The organism is Yersinia vastinensis (assembly GCF_902726565.1).
Lineage (GTDB): Bacteria > Pseudomonadota > Gammaproteobacteria > Enterobacterales > Enterobacteriaceae > Yersinia > Yersinia vastinensis.
In genome coordinates, this window is record NZ_CACVAF010000006.1 from 66,556 (window position 1) to 86,772 (window position 20,217).

A 20,217-nucleotide genomic window follows, 5' to 3' on the forward strand; every position below is an offset into this window, starting at 1 on the left:
ATTTTAAGGGTGATGTTTATCACGAGACGTTTTTTAATTCATTGATAATAATATATTAAAATATATAGAGTATAAAAATTGGCTTAAACGTCTAATTTTTATCTTAATAATATACAAATCTGTTTGGAGATTTAATGCAGTTCTGATCACAAATTTTTATTAATCGCCAAGTCATCGCCTGACGATTCCATAGAGTGATGATGGTTTACACTCACACGGGAAGCGATCATGTTAAGTTCGTTTAATCGGTTTGGCGGGGCAATGCTCGGCGCGGTGCTACTCTTCCCTTTTGCAGGGATGGTCGTTGGCATATCTTTGGTACTGCAAAGTCCTACCTTTGCTAGCCCAGACAGTTTATTTTTCCAATTAATGAAAATCATTGAGTCCGGTGGCTGGACTGTATTTAACAATATGGGATTATTATTTGCCGTTGGTTTGCCCATAAAGTTAGCGAATAAAGCTCCAGCTTCTGCCTGCTTGGTCTCTTTAATTACCTACCTGACATTCAACGCTTTTCTCGGCGCAATGTGTGAAGTCTGGGGCGCACATTGGGGCGTTAATTTCGCACAAGAAACGGGTGGTACGAGTGGTTTGGCAACCATTGGTGGTATTAAGACATTAGATACCAGTGTCATTGGTGCAATATTATGTGGCAGCTTGGTTACATGGATACATAATCGTTATTACTCAACAAAGTTACCTGATTACATCAGTATTTTTCAGGGAGCAGCCTTTGTTAATATCCTCGGTTTTATTGTGATGTTACCGCTGGCCTTTTTAACATTGATGCTGTGGCCAAAAGTGCAATTGGGCATGATTTCATTGCAAGGTTTTATCCTACATGCCGGCAACTTTGGTATCTGGTGTTATATCTTTTTAGAAAAGATTTTATTACCAACGGGCTTACACCATTTTGTTTATAGCCCTTTTCAATATACCGATGTCGCTGTACCTGGCGGCACCACTCTGTATTGGTTGACCCATTTACAAGAGTTCAGTCAATCCACCGAGCCTTTAAGGCAACTTTTCCCTGCGGGGGGATTTGCTATGCAGGGAAACGGTGCGGTATTTGGTGGTTTAGGTATGGCGTTAGCAATATACAGCACGGCAAAACCAGAAAATAAAGCTAAAGTTGCAGGGTTACTGATCCCAGCCACCATTACAAGCATGTTTATCGGTATTACCGAACCATTGGATTTTACCTTCCTCTTTATTGCTCCTGCACTGTTTGTTGTCCATGCCATGCTCTCTGCCACCATGACAGTTGTAATGTATAGCTTGGGTGTGGTGGGGAACTTTGGTTCAGGGATCCTTGAGTGGGCAACACAAAACTGGATACCGATGTTTAGTCATCATGCCAATGTCATGGTGACCCAAATTATTGTCGGGCTGATATTCAGTGGTATTTACTTCCTGATATTCCGTATTTTGATTCTCAAATTTAATTTTAAAACTTTGGGTCGTGAAGATAGTGATATCAAACTTTATTCAAAACAAGATTACAAACAAAAAGGCGAAGACCAAGGGAATGAATTCCAACAGAGAGCCAGTGCATATTTAGAGGCCGCAGGTGGAAAAGATAATATTGCTAGTTATACCCACTGTTTTACCCGCTTGAGATTAGTGGTGAAAGATATTAGTCGAGTTCAACCTAGTACAGCATTTAAAGCCTATTCCGCCATTGAAGTTTATAAAAATGGCAATGATGTACAGGTGATTGTTGGTAACAATGTGACGCATATTTATGAACAATTTGCAGAGTTGATGAATTAAGGAGTTTTTTAGATGAAAAAATCATCCATTTTGATTGCTGGTGGTGGTTCAACTTATACACACGGCATTATTCTTATGTTGTTGGATAATTTACACCGGTTCCCTATTGCAGAAATAAAGTTATATGACAATGATGGCCCACGTCAGGAAGTTGTGGCAAAAGCCTGCGAAATCATTTTGCGTGAACAATCCAGTGGAATAACATTTTCTTATACTACAGATCCTAAAACAGCTTTTAGCGGTGTTGACTTCGTGATGGCACATATTCGGCAGGGCAAACTTCCGATGCGCGAAAAAGATGAAAAAATCCCAATGAAGTATGGCTGTGTTGGGCAGGAGACATGCGGGGCAGGGGGGATTGCTTATGGAATGCGTTCCATTGGCGGTGTGTTAGAAATTCTCGACTATATGACGGAATATTCCCCGAATGCTTGGATGTTAAATTACTCTAATCCAGCGGCTATCGTTGCTGAGGCTACTCGCCGACTGCGGCCCGCGGCACGTATTTACCATATTTGTGATATGCCCATCAGTATTGAAGAGGCAATGGCAAAAATACTGCACTATCCTTCAGCAGCAGATTTAGAAACCCGTTATTACGGCCTCAACCATTTTGGATGGTGGAGTTCTGTGCGAGATAGAGTGACAGGCGAAGATTTAATGCCGAGGTTGGCGGAACATGTTCACCAATATGGCTATGCTGATGAACAAGGTGAAGGTAAAGAAGAAATAAGTTGGAATGAAACTTTCGCGAAAGCCCGTGATAGTTTTGCATTAGATCCTAGTAGTTTCCCTAATACCTATTTGCAATATTATCTGTATGGCGATGATATGGTGGCACACTCCTCACCAGAGCACACTCGAGCGAATGAAGTCATGGAAGGGCGAGAAGCATTTGTGTTTGATGAGTGCCGGAAAATTATTGCAGAGGACAGTGCGGTAAATACTCAACTTAAAATTGATGAACATGCCTCTTATATTGTTGATTTAGCACAGGCCATTACATTCAATACCAAACGCCGCATGTTGCTGATTGTGCCGAATAAAGGTGCTATCAGTAACTTTGATGACGATGCCATGGTTGAAGTCCCATGTCTGGTTGGAACTGAAGGTGTTGAACCTTTAGCGATTGGTGATATTCCTACCTTCCAGCGTGGCTTATTGTATCAGCAGCATGCAGTAGAAAAGTTAGTTGTTGATGCTTGGGTTGAAAAGTCCTATCAAAAACTCTGGCAAGCGCTGACATTATCTAAAACCATTCCCAGCGCAAAGATCGCAAAGTTGATTCTAGATGACTTGATTGAAGCGAATAAAGCCTACTGGACGTTAAACTAGCACTGGCTAAATCCTATATAGCCCGTTTGAGTTTGTTATAGCTGCACATCTTGACAGTGAGTGCCCAACACCAGGGGAACGGCTATCTTCAAGTTATAGATGTGTTAGCTATAGATTTTATTTTTTGTTTTTATAGAAGAATCAGTAAAGTATCTCCGCCATCTGCCGATAACAATTTTTGATATTTATATGCTATTTGATACTAATCTGGGCGACCAGAGCAATAAATTAAAGATGGGGAATGGCAGGTGAGCGAAGCGTCTAAAGAGAATTTTGTAAAAACGAATAAATTAGCGATCTGTGCAATTCTTCGTGATTTAAAGAAGAACGATACCGCAGTGATGGTGATTCATGCTCGAGGGCAATTCATTAGCCGCATTTTGGATGTGGTTCCTGAAACTAATCAATTTATTTTTGATTTTGGTAGCGTAGCCCATGAGAATATTGCGGCTCTTGCCGCTAATCAACTGACAATCATTGCTGAACCGACGGGCGCAAAAATTGAATTCATTTGTAATCCTCTGAAAGAGATAAAGTATTTATCATTACCCGCTTTTAGCACTGTGATACCAGAGAGCCTTTACTTCATTCAACGTCGGGAGTATTTCCGGGTCAATATCCCTCAATGGCCTGCCTATTATTGCTCTGGTAAGTTCGCTGATGGCAGTAAATTCTCCTATACCCTAGCCGATGTTTCTTTGGGCGGCATGGGGCTATATGCGGTGAAAGGTAGCGAATTTCCTGTTCAGGACTGTGGCATCCTGCGTGATGTCTCAGTCGATTTATGTGGCTTTGGTATTTTTAAACTGGATTTACAATTTATCCGAGCCATCGATAAACAAGTAGTGAATAACAAAGGCGAAACGCTCACAGTGCAGCGCTTGAGCTTTAAATTCCCTCGGTTAAGTCCAATCCAAGAGAAAGGGTTGCAGCGTGCCATTTTTGAACTGGAAAAACAGCAAACGGCCAAGGCAAGAAAATTTCAGGACGGTCTCTAGTTTTTGAACAGATATTCCTAAGGTTATGGCGTTGCTGCACAATAATTGCTGTGGCGTCATATAAAAAGGAATAGTCAATCAGCGCAATCTCGACTAAATAAAATAAAAGCTAAAAAATGTATTGAATTATCATGCGACTGGCCCAATATTATAAGCTTGTCACTAAGGAGGACTAAGCATGGGGATCAGCGAGGAAGAGAGTATCCGCCGTTTGACTGATGAGAAAAGCTCTATTGGTCATTCGGCTAAATGGGTAGCGATTATTTCTGCAGTCTATTTTGTTATTATGCTGTTTTATCAGCATGAATTGGGCGTACTAACATTAGCCGGTGGGATTTTTGTAGTGTCATTCTCAATCTGGATGAAGAAACGCCAGAAAGTGAAATCCTACAAAAATCAGTTGCAACAGATGGGCGATGATAAAATGGTTTAATCCGAAACTCATACGCCGATGAGACTGATATATTTAGAAGAACAGTACGTAAAGCACTTGGTGAACTGTTCGTCCAATTTCCAGTCCATTCTCTATTTCCGTTTGCTGTCTGCAAGCGCGTAGTTGATATTGCCCTCATCTCTATTATGTGTTGTTCGTTGATTTAAGTGATTTAGACATATTAAATCCAGTTACCACAAATGCCATTTGCTCATACAATCTTTTGGCTCGTGGATTATCGGCCGCAACCCTTAGCTTTATCTCGAATATCCCCTGTGCAACTAACAGCTTTTCCAATTCTAGCAATGATGATGAGCCATAACCTTTTCGTTGATACTCCGGTAGTACATAGAAATCCTTAATAAAGGCTGCACTATCATTTTTACCCAAGCCAAACCATAAATAGCCTACAAGCTGTTCTTCATGGCCGGTATTTTCTGTGTTTTCGATACAATAGAGATGGTCATGAGGACTATTAACCCCCTCTGGTAGATAGTTATCAAAGCTGTTTGCCGCATGGCTTAGGGCCTGCTCTGCGCTATAGCCATTATTTGATGATAAATCTTGTGCATATTCAGTGATAAATAAATTCCGATAACCGTTAAGCTCCTCAGTCCGCATTGTTCGGAGTGTTACCATGATGTTTTCCTTAATGAAATTACGCTATTGTGATAATACAGTCTATCCATAGCGTTAATTGCTATAGAGTGAATTGAGTCTGAGGTAAACATAGTAACGCTTTGTAGGAAATAAGAATATAAAGTCAATCAGAAGGTTAACGATAAACGGGGACGTAATGACAATACAAAATAGCCATCAAGATGCAGTTGAAAGGCAGTTTGGTGATCAAGCCAATGCTTATTTGACTAGTGCGGTTCATGCCCAAGGTAAAGATTTACAGCGCCTGACGACACTACTGCAACCTCATGGAGATGCCCGTTTACTTGATCTTGGATGTGGTGCTGGACATGCCAGTTTTACAGCGGCGACGGTAGTCAAGTCAGTGGTTTCCTATGATCTTTCAGCACAAATGTTGAATGTGGTGAGTCAGGCTGCATCGGATAAAGGGCTGACTAATATAGAGGTAAAACAAGGGCTGGCAGAATCATTGCCCTTTGATGACCAGAGTTTTGATATTGTTATTAGCCGATATTCAGCCCATCACTGGCATGATGTTGGACAAGCTTTGCGTGAGGTTAAGCGGGTATTGCGCCCTGGTGGCAAAGTTATTTTTATGGATGTTATTTCTCCCGGCCATCCGGTGTTAGATATTTATTTACAGACGGTGGAGGTTTTACGTGATACCTCACATGTTCGTAACTACTCTCCTGGCGAATGGTTAGCGCTGTTTACCGAAGCTGGATTGATCATTAATGAAGTGACCTCCGATAAATTATATTTGGAGTTCAGTAGCTGGATTGCCAGAATGCGCACACCAACCTATTTCGCGACGGCTATTCGGGAACTACAAAAATGCGCATCTGACAGTGTGATTAATCATTTTGCGATTCAAGCTGATGGTTCATTTACCAGCGATATTATGATGATTGTTGCAAAGCGTAACTGAGTATTTGTTTATGTGGGCGACGGTGTTAATATATCGCCGTCCTTCATTTGGTATTTTCTATGCGTTTTTTCTTGTGACATATATTAATTTATTTCCTCCTTATTATCGTCACAATGATTGATTTTCTTTACATAGCATTACGTCCCCTTGCACTGCCCCGCTCATAATTAACTTCACAAAGACATTATCTATAACCTGTCAGTTGGAGCATATTATGAAACTATTACCTGTCATCGCTGCTGCACTTATTGCTGCCGCTTCGTTTGCCACAATGGCAGCACAAGAAGTTAGTCCGGAACAAGCGACTAAGTTACAAAGTATGGGGGTGATTACTCTTTCCAATGTGAGTGGTTCTCCAATGGATGTCGAATCAGCGCTAAGTGCTAAAGCTGCAGCTGATGGCGCGAATCATTACCGAGTCATTGGTATAAGTAACCCTGGCGATTCGAGTAATTACAGTGCTAGTGCAGAGATCTATCATTAATTCGTCACAATAAATGACAATGAATGAAATAGTTAGATACAGTATGGGGCTTGATTACAAACGCAATATGACAATAGTAGGTGATTGTTATATTGCGTTTTATTATTTTAATATTGCGGGTATTCATATGGTTGTTTTTTTCAATTTTGCTACCGAAAATAATTAACTCTTAGAGCAATCTTAATGATAACTTCAGGAATATAAGGTGTTATTGTAGTCCATCCGGGTTTTCGAGGAGCGGCTATGTTAAACACTGTTAGGCGTAATTTTAAAAGTCAGTTTTCTTATTTACAGCGTTTTATTGCCTCACCCCGTACTGTTGGTACATTAGCTCCTTCGTCGCCTTGGTTGTGTCAGGCGATGTTGAATCAGGTGGATTGGAAACAAGATCTTAATATAGCTGAATTAGGCGCGGCTGACGGTGTGCTGACAAAGCGTATTTTGTCGCACATGTCAGTAAATTCCCGCTTGCAAGCTTATGAGATTCAGCCACATTTTGTGCATGCATTGCACCAGCTTGAGGATTCACGTTTGCAGGTGGTTTTTCGATCAGCTGAACAGTTGGATGAAAATTACGATGTCGTTTTTTGTTGTCTGCCACTGTTATCCATCCCGACCAAGATAAGTATTAAGATATTGCAACAGGCCCAGCAGCGCTTACGTGTAAATAATGGTGTTTTGGTTTTATTTCAATACAGTCATCTTTCTGAACCTTTATTATCTCGCTACTTTACGTGGAAAAAAATCCGTGTCGTACGTAATTTTCCCCCCGCGTTAGTCTATATTTGCCAGCCTCGTTAGAGGCTCATATTCTCAGTTAACCGCATCTTAATCCTCTGGCTTGTCAGAGGATTATCAGGCGAAAAGCGCAATTTGATACCGCCAAAGAAGGCTTATACATTCCTGCCTGAAACCTCTCGCTCTTTTTCAAATGCCTAGCCAATTTTATTGAAAACCTCAATGATAATGATTATCATGCGCGACTATTTTTTTCTGATTATGTGAAGTACATGCGCTATTTTCAAGCTCTCTTGGCTTTTTGTCTGTTAGCTGTTTCTTTAAACGGGTTAGCTAAGAATGTCACAGATATTTTAGGGCGTCAGGTGGCGGTGCCAGATAATCCGCAACGTATCATTCTGGGGGAAAGCCGGATGTTATATACGTTGGCATTACTAGAACCAGGAAACCCAGCACAGCGTGTGATTGGTTGGCCCGCTGACCTTGAACGTTTTGATGCGCAAAGTTGGCAACTTTATACACAAAAATTCCCTGCAATCGCTCAGATTCCAATCATTGGTAGTGGGAATATTCGGCAGATAAACGTCGAGCGGCTCATCCAATTACAACCTGATCTCATTATTTTGCCACGGTTTGCTCGTGCAGAAGATGATGATGGAACACTGGCAGATTTAACAAAAGCCGGTATTCCGGTTATTTATGTCGATTTGCGGGTTGATCTGCTCAGCCACACAGTACCCAGTATCAAATTGCTAGGCGAAGTGCTTAATCGTCAGGTTCGTGCTGAGAAATTTATCAATTTTTACCAGCAACATATGCAGCTGATCCAACAACGTTTGGCAAAATATCAGGGGCGAAAACCGACCGTTATGTTGCATTTGCACCTTGGGCGGCGGGAGAGCTGCTGCACCACGGCCTCGAAAGGTAATCTCGGCGATCTTATTGCGTTTGCTGGGGGAGACAATATTGCTGCTTCGCGCATTAATACCGTTTACGGTGAGCTAAATCCAGAGAATGTGCTGCAAGCGAATCCAGATATTTATATCGCTACTGGCATGGCTGGGCCGGTAGGCAAGCGCTTCTCCAGTTTGCAACTGGGCCCGCAAGTTAATATGGAACAAGCGCAACATAGCTTCCAGCAAGTGTTATCCGGACAACCCATTCTTGTTCATCTTGATGCCGTGACCCACGGACGAGCCTACAGTATTTGGCACAATTTTTATCTTAGTCCTTATCACGTCGTAGCCGTAGAAATGTTCGCTAAGGCGTTTTATCCAGACCTCTTCGCCGATATTAATCCGCAGCACACTTTCCAACAATTATATCAACAATTTTTGCCGTTACCTTTTTCAGGGATTTATTGGAGTCAGTTTAAAAATGAAAATAATTAAGCACCAGCATGTTTACTGGTGCAGCCTTCCTATGCTTGCAATAGGGGCGGTAGCCCATGCTGCAGAAAATCTTACGGCAGATGAGAATAATGAAGAAAGAACCAAAATCGTTGTCATTGGCCAGCAGCGCGAAGCTGACACACAAAGCTACCAACCGACAACTTCGGTAACAGGAACTCGTACTAATACCAATCTGTTGAATGTGCCACAGGCAGTGAATGTGGTACCACGGCAAGTATTACGCGATCAGGCGGTAAGAAATATTGATGAAGCTTTATATAATGTCAGTGGGATTACGCAATCGAATACATTGGGTGGCACTCAAGATGCTGTGATGAAACGTGGGTTTGGTGATAATCGTGATGGCTCAATTTTGCGTGACGGTGTCCGCTCGGTACAGGCTCGTAATTTTACCCCGACCACTGAAAGGGTTGAGGTTTTTAAAGGCCCGGCATCAATGCTATATGGCATGGGAGAGCCTGGTGGGGTAATCAATATCATTACCAAGAAACCACAACTCGTGCAGCAAACTCATATTGAAGGTTGGGGCAGCAGCTTCAAAGGGGGCGGTGGCCAGTTGGACGTCACAGGCCCATTAGGCCAATCGGGTTTCGCTTATCGAATGATTGTTGATCACGATGAAACGGACTACTGGCGCAATTTTGGTCGTAATCGTCAAACTGTAGTGGCACCCTCAATCATGTGGTTTGGTGAAACAACCACAGTACGCGTTGCTTATGAGCATATGGATTATCTCACTCCTTTTGATCGCGGCACCATTATTGATAGTCGTACGGGCAAGCCGGTTGATACCCCGAGAGTTCGCCGCTTTGATGAGGCCTACAATGCCACTCGGGGTGATCAGGATAATATCACTCTGCAAATTGATCAGGTGCTCAATGATAGTTGGAAAAGCTCACTGACATACGCTTATAACCGTAATCGGTATAGCGATAATCAGGCTCGAGCATTGCTACTTGATCCGGTGACCGGTGTATTGAGTCGGCAGGCTGATTCCACCGCCAGTGCAGTGAGTCGTGCCCAAGCGGTACAGATGACGCTGAATGGTGATCTTGATCTGGGTGGAATGGGTCATCAGATGTTATTTGGTTTTGATTATGAGGATAACCGTACATATCGTGGTGATATGATTCGTGGTAAAAAGAACTCGAATTTCAATATCTACCATCCAATATATGGTTTGATGCCAATCTCAACGGCTGTCAGCGCGAAGGACAGTGACCAGCGTGAGAATCTGAAAAGTTACGGCTGGTTTATGCAGGACTCAATTGAACTGACGGATAAATGGTTGATACTGGCAGGTTTACGTTACGATCATTTTGATGTTTTTGCGGGTAAAGGCCGGCCTTTTATCACCAATACCGACACTTCAGACAGTAAATTGATACCACGTACTGGGGTGGTCTATAAATTAACACCCGAGCTTTCTTTTTACGGCAGCTACAGTGAGTCTTTTAAACCCAATTCCTCTATTGCGACACAGATAGATTCTTTGCCACCGGAGCAGGGACAATCTTGGGAAATAGGTAGCAAAGTCGAATTAGTTAATGGCGTTACTGGTACATTGGCGCTGTTTGATATTGCAAAGCGTAATGTCATGGTTAATGAATTGGTCAATGGTGAAACCATCACCCGTACTGCGGGTCGTGTGCGCTCTCAGGGTGTTGAGTTAGATGTGGCAGGGCAGTTAACCGATAACCTAAGTGCGATAGCCAGCTATGCTTATACAGATGCTAGAGTAACGGAAGATCCTGATAATAAAGGTAATCAGATGGCTAACGTCGCTCGTAATAGCGCCTCTTTATTCCTAACACAAGCACTGGGTTCTACTGGTTGGCAAGGTGGTGACTATCTGCGAATAGGGGCGGGTGTGCGTTATGTTGGTCGTCGTGCCGGTGATGCGGCAAACAGTTTTACTTTAGATGATTACACAGTAGCTGATGCATTTATTTCATATTCGCTACCCATTAATAATTATCAGGTGAAATGGCAGCTTAATGTGAAAAACTTCTTTGATAAAACATATTATCCTTCTAGTGGGGGAAATTTGCGGGTTGCTGTGGGAGAACCCTGACAGTTTGTTCTGCGTGCCAGTGTTGATTTCTAATTAGGGTTATCACCCGATGTGAATTAATGCTGCATGTCGGGTGGTTGTGTAATATTATTCATTCTTGGTGTATCGTTAATTTTACGGTGCTGTAAAGTTTGCACTACTCTCAATTATAGGTATGATTTGCATCTACAGCGTAGAGCTGAGTGTGAATCCTGTTTAACCGGTTAACACGAGTTACTGGTTTTTTGATGCCGAGAATTTATCCTAAGAAGTTGATACTAAAGGACTTTCAAGTAATGACACAGGCTATCTTCATGGTAGGTGCGCGTGGTGCGGGTAAAACAACAATAGGGAAAGCGTTGGCACTGGCGTTGAAATATCGGTTTATTGATACAGACTTGTTTATGCAGCAAACATTGCAGTCGAGTGTTGCCGAGATTGTCGCACGCGAAGGATGGGATGGTTTTCGTCTGCGAGAAAGTATTGCCCTACAAACCGTAACCGCAGCTAAAACGGTAGTGGCGACGGGAGGGGGGGCGGTGTTGTCTCATGAAAATCGTGCATTTATGCGTAATCATGGAATAGTCATTTATTTGCGAGCCTCTGCTGATGTGCTGGCTGAACGGTTAACCGAAGATCCAGAAGATGCCCAACGCCCAAGTCTGACAGGTAAACCGATCGTTGAGGAAATGTTGGATGTGCTGGCCAGTCGGGAAGCGTTATACCAAGACGTTGCTCACCATGTGCTGGATGCCACTCAGCCACCCGAAGACGTTGTTGAACAAATTTTACAGATTTTAGCCGATGAAAAAGTGAAGTAGTCATAGCTGCTATTTGTAGGATGAATATTTAGCCCATCTGATTGCCTGATAATTGTACGAAGCGTATAATTATCACCTACGGAATCATTTTGACGTAAATCATTTACGTTAGTTAATGCCACTCAAGGCAAGGCCATTCAAGGCGGGCCGATGAAAATCTTCAAATCTTTTATCCAACAACACACTAATTTTATGCCAGCTTTCTGGTCAATATTGATTGTCGTTTTTGAAACTTCGCTCGCATTGTATATTTTACGTAATCTCTAATATTCCTCTCATTTCCCGCCAGTGGACCTTCACCTTTGCTGTGAAGGTGGTTCGTTTTATTCAAATCATCCCTTTTCAGGTATAGAAAAAAGTGCCTTTTGGTCGCAAAGTGTACGCTTTCTTCGTAACTTTGTTAGATGATCCCATTTCACCATAATAATCAGTGACAGAGCGTTTACAGAGACTCTAATATGAAAGCTCAATTTTGATTAAGACGCGGGTGCAAAACTATGCTGAAATTTAATGAGTATTTTACCGGGAAAGTGAAATCTATTGGTTTTGACAGTGACAGCATTGGGCAAGCTAGCGTTGGGGTGATGGAGAAAGGCGAGTACACGTTCAGTACCGCTAAAGCGGAAGAAATGACCGTCATCACCGGTAGCTTAAAAGTACTGATTCCTGGTTCTGCGGGTTGGGAGGTCTTCAAGCCGGGTGAAACTTTCTATATCCCGGGGGAAAGTGAATTTAATCTGCAGGTTGCTGAAGCATCTTCTTATTTATGTAAATATTTAAGCTAATTTCTTCTTTGAATTCCGCCCTCTCCATGCCAGAGAGGGCGATACGTTTTTTTGATGTGATGCGTATTAGTGCTGTGCTTCGCCACCTAAAGCTTCAATCAGGTTTTTTATCAGAGCCGCTAATTCACTCGTCATCAGAATAAAATCCGCATCAAAACGCTGTGCAAAGTCTTCCCTATCAATATCTTCGTTCTGCTCGCGCAGAGTGTCAGAGAATTTTAGGCGTTTTAGCGAGCCATCATCGGACAGTACCAACTGAATGCGCTCTTGCCAATCGAGTGCTAATTTGGTGACCAGCTTGCCAGCTTCTATATGTACTGCAATTTCATCACTGAACAGATCCTGCTTCTTACAGCGGATCACGCCACCTTCTTCCAAAATAGCTTTTAATTCAGCTTCATCCATTAACGCAAAACCGGCTGGTAATTCTTTACTGCGTACCCATTCAGTTAGCGTTAGTTCAATTGGATTTTCTAATGTCAGCGGCACGACAGGCAAAGAACCCAAACTTTTACGCAGTAGCGCTAAGGTGTCTTCGGCTCGTTTGGCGCTGGCGGCATCCACCATAATCAGGCCATTGACGGTATCAATCCACAAAAACGTTTGGTTAAAACGACTGAATGCCCGTGGCAATAAACTATGCAAAACTTCATCTTTTAATGAGTCTTTCTCAGTTTTTTTTAGTTTGCGGTGTTGTTCACCTTCCAACCGCTCAATTTTGGCCTGCAACTCTTGCTTAATCACGGGGGATGGCAAGATTTTCTCTTCTTTACGCGCACAAATGACAATTTGACCATTAACTGTATGGGTTAATGCATCACTGTGTGAACCCATTGGTGAGACCCAACCGGTTTTGGCCATATCTTGGCTGCCACATGGCGTGAAACTGAGGGCGCTTAACTGTTTCTCCATTTCATCCGCAGACAGTGAAACTTCCCGGCTCAAACGGTAAACCATTAAATTCTTAAACCACAGCATAGTGTTATCCCTGGCTCGGGCGCGCTTGGAGCGCGCGAGTTAATCAAACGCAGGGCGGCATGATAACGAATTGAGGCGTCGGCCCCTAGTAAAAAGAATAAGAAAAAACAGAGTCAGTCGGTAATTCGTTGAACATTATTTCTGTCTGAAGAGATTCACATCGCACAAAGTACAAAATTGCCGGTGACAAAGATTGTGCCACGGCGCGGTATTGTCCAAACTGAATGATAGGATTCTTATTATTGTTAGAGCCTTTGATTGGTAGCGTTTTCAGCCAGAAACGGATTTATTGCTAATACTGAGGTATTAATAACAATTTTTATTAATAAAATAGAGAACAACCCTGTCAATGAGGTGAAGCACCATGCGCATTGGTATAGATTTAGGTGGCACCAAAATAGAGGTTATTGCTTTAGCCAATGATGGACAGGAACTTTTCCGTAAACGGGTCGATACTCCCCGTCATAATTACCAAGAAACATTGCAGGCGATTGCCGCTTTAGTTGCCGATGCTGAACACGCTACTGGAGAGCAGGGTAGCGTGGGGGTGGGAATTCCTGGCACACTCTCCCCATTTACCGGGAAGGTAAAAAATGCCAATTCTGTCTGGCTAAATGGTCAGGTTGTCGATAAAGATCTGTCAGGGCTGCTCACACGCCCGGTGCGTTTGGCTAATGATGCTAACTGCCTTGCCGTTTCTGAGGCGACTGATGGTGCCGGTGCTGGAAAGCATCTGGTGTTTGCAGCCATTATCGGTACAGGCTGTGGCTCTGGGATTGCAATTAATGGGCGAGTGCACGCCGGAGGTAATGGTATTGCCGGTGAATGGGGGCATAACCCGTTACCGTGGCAGAATGACGAGGAGCGGCAATATCAACAGGAAGTGGCTTGCTATTGTGGCAAAAAAGGCTGCATTGAAACCTTTGTCTCTGGTACTGGCTTTGCCACTGATTACTTTCGTCTGAGTGGTAACCCCCTTAAAGGACACGAGATTATCACCTTGGTAGAGCAAGGGGATGCTATAGCTGAACAAGCCATGGGTCATTATGAACAGCGTTTGGCTAAGTCGCTGGCCCATGTTATCAATCTGTTTGATCCCGATGTGGTGGTGTTAGGCGGAGGAATGAGCAATGTCGACCGCCTGTATAAAACATTGCCCGCTTTAATCAGCCCTTGGGTATTTGGCGGCGAGTGCCAGACGCCTATCCGTAAAGCATTGCATGGGGATTCGAGTGGGGTGCGTGGTGCGGCTTGGTTGTGGCCTACTATTCCCCTTCGTCCTTGACGCTACAGCGTTGTTAGCTGCACTCACTTACCCGAATCACTTACTGATGTAAGCTCATCGGGATGCATTCGTTTGCTGCCTAGCTGTAACGCTAATGACATTGGGGAATAGCGTTGCCCTTGACGGGGGCAGCGTTGTTAGCTGCACTCACTTACCCGAATCACTTACTGATGTAAGCTCATCGGGATGCATTCGTTTGCTGCCTAGCTGTAACGCCAATGACATTGGGGAATAGCGTTGCCCTTGACGGGGGCAGCGTTGTTAGCTGCACTCACTTACCCGAATCACTTACTGATGTAAGCTCATCGGGATGCATTCGTTTGCTGCCTAGCTGTAACGCCAATGACATTGGGGAATAGCGTTGCCCTTGACGGGGGCAGCGTTGTTAGCTGCACTCACTTACCCGAATCACTTACTGATGTAAGCTCATCGGGATGCGTTTGTTTGCTGCCTAGCTGTAACGCCAATGGCATTGGGGAATAGCGTTGCTATTGAGGCGCGCGGGGTGTTTAGTCACTGATCTTAAAAAGATTATCCAGACGACTGACACCCAGTCCATTGACTTTTTTGACTTTAATCTGCACCGGAATTCGGTCTTTCATGGCTTCGACATGGCTGATAACTCCAATGGTTTTACCGGACGCATTCAGGCTATCCAGTGCATCCAGTGCCGTATCCAGTGTTTCTGCATCCAATGTACCGAAGCCTTCGTCGAGGAACAGTGAGTCAATACTGGTTTTATGGCTGACCAAATCGGATAGTGCCAAAGCCAGAGCCAAGCTGACCAAAAAGCTTTCTCCTCCTGACAGAGTGCGGGTATCGCGGATTGCATCTGCTTGCCAAGTATCGACTACTTGTAGCTCCAGAGCATCACTGGTTTTGCGTTGCAATTGATAGCGGCCATGCAAGCGACTAAGTTGGTTATTGGCCAGATAAACCAGATGGTCAAGTGTTAAGCCCTGAGCGAATTTACGGAATTTATCACCCTCTTTGGAGCCAATTAAGTGATTGAGATAACTCCAATCATCATATTGCTGCTGGCTACGTTCAATTTGTTCAAATAGAGCATGTTGGTTGCTACGACGAGTGGCGTCTGTTTCTAGCTGATTACGTAATTCACCTTGTCGCAATGTAGTGGCTTTTAATTGTGCCAGTAACTGTTCTGATTGCTGCTGCAATATGGCCAATTCAGAGGTCTGCGAGACGCCCTCTGGGCAAGATTGTCTATATTGCTCCAAGGCTTCATTGGCTTGTTGCTGGCGGATATTGGCTTGTTGTTGACGTTCATTCAGCAGCTGTTTCAACTGCTGCAAACGCTGTCTTTCTTCTTCACTCAATAATGCTGCGGCTAATGCTTCTTTATCAGCAAATTCACTGCTGACTAGCGCCTGTTGCAGTTCAGTTTGGGCAGTTGTTGCGCGCTGCTGATTTTGTTGATGTTGTTGTTCTAATCCCGCCAGTTCACCCGAGAGTAAGTTAAGCTGAGATTGTGCTTGTTGCAGAGCCTGTGCGGCATTCTGCTGCGCCAATTCAGCTTGTTGCTGTTGCTGACGTAATAACTGGCGTACCTCGGTAACGCTGTTGTTACCAAACAGGGCTTGGCGTTGCTGACTTTGTTGTTGTAGTAGGGTTTCAGCTTGTTGCTGTTGTTGATTAATGGCAGCTAACTGATCGACATATTCTTGTAAATAGCGGCGCTCATTTTCAATCTGTGTTTCCAGTGCTTTTTGCCCAATTTCCAGCTGTTGTTGTTCTTGCTGGTGCTGGTGCCAGCGTTGATTTTCTTCTTCTCTTTGAGCTAACCAACTTTGTTGCTGGTCGGCTTCTGGTATCGACAGCGAAAATGCAGCTAAAGCAGTATCGAAATCTTGGCGCATTCTCGCCAGGTCGTTTTGTTGACGCTGATGTTGTACCAACAATTGTTGGTGAGATTGCTGGGTATCTTGTTGACGTTGAGTGACGAGTGCCAGCTGTTGTTGATGTTTTTGTTGCTGCTGTTCTACGTGAGCAAGTATATCTTTAGCTTGTTGATATGCTTGATTCAGTTTTTCATATTCGGCAAGTTTTTGCTGGCAGGTTTGTTCTGATTGTTCTTGTTGCTCCAGCCAAGCTGATAAGGCTGCCGTGTCATTTAATGCCAATGTCAGTGCCAGTGGTTTTATCCACATTTGCCAGCGCTGTTGATAATCGGCCAGCTGTTGCTTGCTGTGCTGTAACTCTTGCTCTAGGTGTTGAAGTTGCTGAAGCAGGCTTTGAGTCTGAGCACTGAGTTCGGAACCTTCCGTCGATAATTTCTCAACGTATTGACGCTGTTTATCAACACGTTGGGCAGTTTCAGAGGGTTTTACCGTCTGATATTTAGTCACTGCTGGGTGATCCAATGCGCCACACAATGGGCATGCTTCTCCCGGTTGCAGTTTGGCTCTTTCTGCCTCGAGTCGAACTATCTGATTTTCGCGATCCAGTAGGGATTCCAAATCCGTCAGATGTTGTTTTTGTTGTTTGTATAACTGACGTTTTTCCGCTAACTGTTTTTCCAGTATTGCTAGCTGTTGCTGTTGGTGAGCAAATTGCTGCTGCTGCTTATCGTGTTGCGCCTGAACTTGCTGCGCCAAGGGTGATAACGCGGCTAATTGTTGTCTCACTGATCGTTGTTGCTGAAGTTCATTCAACTGTTGGCGTAATTGTGTAGAAGGTTGGGATTGTTCAAGTGCCGAGAGTTGTTGCTGGATGCTACCTGCCTGCAAATTAGCTTGTACTAATGCCGTTTGTTGCTGCTTATCTTGTTCATTCAGTGTGGCAATTTGCTGCTGTAATGCGTTGAGCAATGTGACCTGTTGTTGTAATTGTTGCTCGCTTTCAACTGATAGTCGTTGTTGCGTTTGCAATTGGCGAAACTGTTCACGCCACAAAGGAAGGCTTTTTTCCCAGTGCTGATGATGTGCATGTTGGTGCGAATATTCGGAAAGTTGTTGCAGGCGCTGATGAGTTTGCCGCAACTGCTGTTCATTAAGTTCGAGTTGTTGTCTGCTTTGTTTTTCTTTACCACGCAATTGCTGCAACTGTGTGGCAAATTGCGCTAATAAATGCTGTTGCTGAACAACAAGGTTATCCAGTGGAACCACTTTTTGTTCGATCAGCGTTTCTTGTTCATATTGCCTGGTGGTTTGTTGTTGGCGAGCAAGGTTGGCTTTTTCCAGAGCCAGAGCTAACGGAGTCAGTTGCGTTTGAAGTTGATGCTGCTGTTGGGTCAGCGTAGCCATGCGTTGTTGTAATTGTTGTAAATCTTGCAAGCTACGTGAGCATTCGTGTAGTAAAGGGCGCAATTTCTCCGCGGGCTCACTACGAGCGAGCCGCTGTAATTCAGGTTGAGCTTGTTGGTATTCTTGCTCAATGAGCTTTTGTTGCTGTTGATATTCGAGCAAGTTTTTTTGCTGCTGTTGCCAACCTGTTAGCCAGTTTATGTGGTTCTGATTTACCCGTTGATCTAAAGTGAGTTGCTTTTCTTGTTCACTCAGAGCGTCTAATTGTTGGGTCAGTTCTAAGCGCTGTTCTTCATTGAGTAGTTCAATGCCACTGGCGCGCTGGTGTAAGGCATCTAACGAAATTTTGGCTTGCTTATGTTGTTCAAATACATACTCAGATAAGCGCCCATAGATATCAGTACCGGTTAATTCTTCTAATAATTCAGCGCGGTCATTGGCGTCGGCATTGAGAAAAGCGGCAAATTGCCCTTGTGATAGCATCATGGATTTGGTAAACCGGCCAAAATCCAGCCCAGTGATTGCTGCAATCATATCCAGTTTATCACGCACTTTATCAGCCAGAATTTTGCCGTCTTCGCAAAGTGCCAGCTCAACTTTGGGGGCTTGTAGATTTCCTTCCGGGCTATTTTTAGCGCGGCGCTGGCTCCAGAATGCGCGATAACGGATATTTTGTACTTCAAACTCAACTTCAGCCAGTGACTCTGCAGTGTGGCGTGTCATCAACTCATTATGACTTGGCGTGACCGTCAGGCGCGGAGTCTGGTGGTATAGCGCAAGGCAAATTGCATCCAGCAGAGTGGTTTTACCTGCTCCGGTGGGGCCAGTGATGGCGAATAACCCGTTGCTGGCGAAAGGCTCTGCAGTGAAATCTATTTTCCACTCTCCTTGCAGAGAATTAATGTTTTTCAGGCGCAGGCTTAAAATCCTCATGCGGATTGCTCCTCTGCTGCATCTTTATCTTGTGTAATGTCTTCAACAACCTGATTGAACATCTGGCGCATACGCTGTTGGCGAGGTTCGGCGAGGTCTATCTCCAACGCGAGTCTACGTTCAAATACATCGGAAACACTTAGTTCATTGAGGGTCTCTTTTTCCTGTCGCTCAATACTGCTATTTCGTTGTTCCTTACTGCGGCGCAATAGCACCACTTCAACAGGGAGGTCTGCGGCAAGAGCCTGAATTCGTCTTTGAATATCAGTGAGGTAGTCTTGAGTGGCAACTTCGATATCTAGCCATACCGGCAACCCCTGATGGTCAGTAAATTTAGCCAGTTGATGCTCTATTTGTTGTAAATCGCCTTTAATTAGCTGCATTGGTTGAAATTGTGGAATAAACAGCGGGGTTACTGATGACAGGACCTGCTGCTTAAACTCCACCAGATAGACACTTTTTTCTTTGCTTAACTCGTCAAAGCTCAAGGCTATTGGCGAGCCGCTGTAACGAATATGCTCGGTTTTTGCGACCTGTTGGGCGCGATGAATATGGCCCAAAGCAATGTAATCGGCTGGTGGGAAAGCGTGTGCAGGGAAGGCATCCAATGTCCCGATGTAAATATCACGAACTGAATCACTTGTGGTCACGCCTACCGTGGTTAAGTGGCCAGTAGCAATAATAGGTAAAGATAGGCTGAGCTTCGTTCGCAGTTCAACTGCTTGCTGATAGAGCGCGTGATAATGATTAGCAATGGCTTCTTGCAACGCTAACTGTTTTTGTCCGCCAGATTCACCAGCTTGGCTGGTTACTAAATCTCGAGGACGCAAGAAAGGAATAGCGCATAGCAACGCGGCAGGCTGATGTTGGCGATCTTTCAAGATAATGATTTGTTGCTCCAGTTGGTTGCTGGCGCAGGATATTACCGTGGTATTTAAATAGGAAAGCAAACCCCGAGATTCATTGAGTGTTGATACTGAATCGTGATTCCCCCCCAGCACGACTAATTGGCACCCTGTGGGTTGGAGTTCGACTACAAAACGGTTATATAGCTCACGGGCATAGCTGGGAGGAGAACCTGTATCAAATATATCACCGGCAACAATCAGCGCATCCACCTGATTTTCTTCGATCTGCTCAATAAGCCAATGCAGAAATGCCTGGTGTTCGGCTGCACGGCTTTTGGTGAAGAAATGCTGGCCCAAATGCCAGTCAGAGGTATGAATAATGCGCATAAATCTCCCGCTATGGCAGGTTATCTCTCATCGAATGGCGCTGATTATAAACGCTGTTCGCCGGATGTCTCGGCTAAAAAAAGGTGATGGCGAAAATCTCCGAGGCGCTTCGCAAACTTGAGTG

16 protein-coding genes are annotated in these 20,217 nt (G+C 44.1%); 12 read left to right on the forward strand and 4 right to left on the reverse strand.

Annotated features, from left to right (window positions below):
* Nucleotides 1-228 precede the first annotated feature (228 nt).
* The 4 genes from HUZ92_RS10510 (at nt 229) to HUZ92_RS10525 (ending at nt 4,539) form a co-directional block, all read left to right on the forward strand.
* Nucleotides 229-1,773, forward strand: coding sequence for an alpha-glucoside-specific PTS transporter subunit IIBC (locus tag HUZ92_RS10510; RefSeq protein WP_050139938.1), 1,545 nt, complete (start codon nt 229-231; stop codon nt 1,771-1,773).
* A gap of 12 nt (nt 1,774-1,785) precedes the next feature.
* A complete protein-coding gene (locus tag HUZ92_RS10515; protein ID WP_050101600.1) occupies nt 1,786-3,108 on the forward strand; it encodes a 6-phospho-alpha-glucosidase in 1,323 nt (440 codons plus the stop codon).
* 248 nt (nt 3,109-3,356) lie between these two features.
* Entirely contained in the window at nt 3,357-4,106 is a 750-nt protein-coding gene (locus tag HUZ92_RS10520) for a flagellar brake protein (protein ID WP_050101598.1), read from the forward strand.
* Nucleotides 4,107-4,284: 178 nt separating this feature from the next.
* Nucleotides 4,285-4,539 carry a hypothetical protein gene (locus HUZ92_RS10525; protein WP_050139937.1) on the forward strand — a complete coding sequence of 85 codons (255 nt, stop codon included), beginning with the start codon at nt 4,285-4,287 and terminating at the stop codon, nt 4,537-4,539.
* A 144-nt stretch (nt 4,540-4,683) separates the two neighbouring features.
* Here the strand turns inward: HUZ92_RS10525 and HUZ92_RS10530 are convergent, their stop codons facing one another.
* Entirely contained in the window at nt 4,684-5,178 is a 495-nt protein-coding gene (locus HUZ92_RS10530) for a GNAT family N-acetyltransferase (protein ID WP_145579578.1), read from the reverse strand.
* A gap of 157 nt (nt 5,179-5,335) precedes the next feature.
* Between HUZ92_RS10530 and HUZ92_RS10535 the strand changes: the two genes are divergently transcribed.
* The 7 genes from HUZ92_RS10535 (at nt 5,336) to ppnP (ending at nt 12,399) form a co-directional block, all read left to right on the forward strand.
* Entirely contained in the window at nt 5,336-6,106 is a 771-nt protein-coding gene (locus tag HUZ92_RS10535) for a class I SAM-dependent methyltransferase (RefSeq protein WP_050296044.1), read from the forward strand.
* Between the two features lie 214 nt (nt 6,107-6,320).
* Nucleotides 6,321-6,590 (forward strand): YdgH/BhsA/McbA-like domain containing protein, encoded by a 270-nt coding sequence (locus HUZ92_RS10540; protein ID WP_145579579.1) that lies wholly within the window; start codon nt 6,321-6,323, stop codon nt 6,588-6,590.
* A gap of 243 nt (nt 6,591-6,833) precedes the next feature.
* Entirely contained in the window at nt 6,834-7,391 is a 558-nt protein-coding gene (locus HUZ92_RS10545) for a class I SAM-dependent methyltransferase (RefSeq protein WP_050101588.1), read from the forward strand.
* Nucleotides 7,392-7,600: 209 nt separating this feature from the next.
* On the forward strand, nt 7,601-8,719 hold the full coding sequence (locus HUZ92_RS10550; RefSeq protein ID WP_145579580.1) for an ABC transporter substrate-binding protein: 1,119 nt from the start codon (nt 7,601-7,603) through the stop codon (nt 8,717-8,719).
* On the forward strand, nt 8,706-10,814 hold the full coding sequence (locus tag HUZ92_RS10555; protein WP_145579581.1) for a TonB-dependent siderophore receptor: 2,109 nt from the start codon (nt 8,706-8,708) through the stop codon (nt 10,812-10,814). The genes HUZ92_RS10550 and HUZ92_RS10555 overlap by 14 nt, the downstream gene beginning before the upstream one ends.
* A 275-nt stretch (nt 10,815-11,089) precedes the next feature.
* Nucleotides 11,090-11,614 (forward strand): shikimate kinase AroL, encoded by a 525-nt coding sequence (gene aroL / locus HUZ92_RS10560; protein ID WP_050101583.1) that lies wholly within the window; start codon nt 11,090-11,092, stop codon nt 11,612-11,614.
* A gap of 497 nt (nt 11,615-12,111) precedes the next feature.
* Complete coding sequence (gene ppnP / locus HUZ92_RS10565) at nt 12,112-12,399, forward strand: pyrimidine/purine nucleoside phosphorylase (RefSeq protein WP_050101581.1); 288 nt, start codon at nt 12,112-12,114, stop codon at nt 12,397-12,399.
* Between the two features lie 66 nt (nt 12,400-12,465).
* On the opposite strand, the gene rdgC is transcribed toward ppnP, so the two are convergent.
* The gene (rdgC, locus tag HUZ92_RS10570; protein WP_050101579.1) at nt 12,466-13,377 is read right to left on the reverse strand and encodes a recombination-associated protein RdgC; all 912 of its coding nucleotides are present in this window, start codon (nt 13,375-13,377) and stop codon (nt 12,466-12,468) included.
* Between the two features lie 364 nt (nt 13,378-13,741).
* On the opposite strand from rdgC, the gene mak reads away from it, so the two are divergent.
* Complete coding sequence (mak, locus tag HUZ92_RS10575; RefSeq protein ID WP_050101578.1) at nt 13,742-14,662, forward strand: fructokinase; 921 nt, start codon at nt 13,742-13,744, stop codon at nt 14,660-14,662.
* A gap of 509 nt (nt 14,663-15,171) precedes the next feature.
* Here the strand turns inward: mak and HUZ92_RS10580 are convergent.
* Both HUZ92_RS10580 and sbcD read right to left on the reverse strand, forming a co-directional pair.
* The gene (locus tag HUZ92_RS10580) at nt 15,172-18,858 is read right to left on the reverse strand and encodes an AAA family ATPase (protein WP_145579582.1); all 3,687 of its coding nucleotides are present in this window, start codon (nt 18,856-18,858) and stop codon (nt 15,172-15,174) included.
* Nucleotides 18,855-20,093, reverse strand: coding sequence for an exonuclease subunit SbcD (gene sbcD / locus HUZ92_RS10585; protein WP_050099213.1), 1,239 nt, complete (start codon nt 20,091-20,093; stop codon nt 18,855-18,857). Before sbcD ends, HUZ92_RS10580 begins: the two co-directional genes overlap by 4 nt.
* Between the last annotated feature and the right edge of the window lie 124 nt (nt 20,094-20,217).

What these genes read in the sequence shown, in the direction of transcription:
- HUZ92_RS10510 (WP_050139938.1), top strand. Translation starts at nt 229, where the DNA reads ATGTTAAGTTCGTTTAATCGGTTTGGCGGGGCAATGCTCGGCGCGGTG.
- HUZ92_RS10515 (WP_050101600.1), top strand. Translation starts at nt 1,786, where the DNA reads ATGAAAAAATCATCCATTTTGATTGCTGGTGGTGGTTCAACTTATACA.
- HUZ92_RS10525 (WP_050139937.1), top strand. Translation starts at nt 4,285, where the DNA reads ATGGGGATCAGCGAGGAAGAGAGTATCCGCCGTTTGACTGATGAGAAA.
- HUZ92_RS10530 (WP_145579578.1), bottom strand. Translation starts at nt 5,178, where the DNA reads ATGGTAACACTCCGAACAATGCGGACTGAGGAGCTTAACGGTTATCGG.
- HUZ92_RS10535 (WP_050296044.1), top strand. Translation starts at nt 5,336, where the DNA reads ATGACAATACAAAATAGCCATCAAGATGCAGTTGAAAGGCAGTTTGGT.
- HUZ92_RS10540 (WP_145579579.1), top strand. Translation starts at nt 6,321, where the DNA reads ATGAAACTATTACCTGTCATCGCTGCTGCACTTATTGCTGCCGCTTCG.
- HUZ92_RS10545 (WP_050101588.1), top strand. Translation starts at nt 6,834, where the DNA reads ATGTTAAACACTGTTAGGCGTAATTTTAAAAGTCAGTTTTCTTATTTA.
- HUZ92_RS10550 (WP_145579580.1), top strand. Translation starts at nt 7,601, where the DNA reads ATGCGCTATTTTCAAGCTCTCTTGGCTTTTTGTCTGTTAGCTGTTTCT.
- HUZ92_RS10555 (WP_145579581.1), top strand. Translation starts at nt 8,706, where the DNA reads ATGAAAATAATTAAGCACCAGCATGTTTACTGGTGCAGCCTTCCTATG.
- aroL (WP_050101583.1), top strand. Translation starts at nt 11,090, where the DNA reads ATGACACAGGCTATCTTCATGGTAGGTGCGCGTGGTGCGGGTAAAACA.
- ppnP (WP_050101581.1), top strand. Translation starts at nt 12,112, where the DNA reads ATGCTGAAATTTAATGAGTATTTTACCGGGAAAGTGAAATCTATTGGT.
- rdgC (WP_050101579.1), bottom strand. Translation starts at nt 13,377, where the DNA reads ATGCTGTGGTTTAAGAATTTAATGGTTTACCGTTTGAGCCGGGAAGTT.
- mak (WP_050101578.1), top strand. Translation starts at nt 13,742, where the DNA reads ATGCGCATTGGTATAGATTTAGGTGGCACCAAAATAGAGGTTATTGCT.
- HUZ92_RS10580 (WP_145579582.1), bottom strand. Translation starts at nt 18,858, where the DNA reads ATGAGGATTTTAAGCCTGCGCCTGAAAAACATTAATTCTCTGCAAGGA.
- sbcD (WP_050099213.1), bottom strand. Translation starts at nt 20,093, where the DNA reads ATGCGCATTATTCATACCTCTGACTGGCATTTGGGCCAGCATTTCTTC.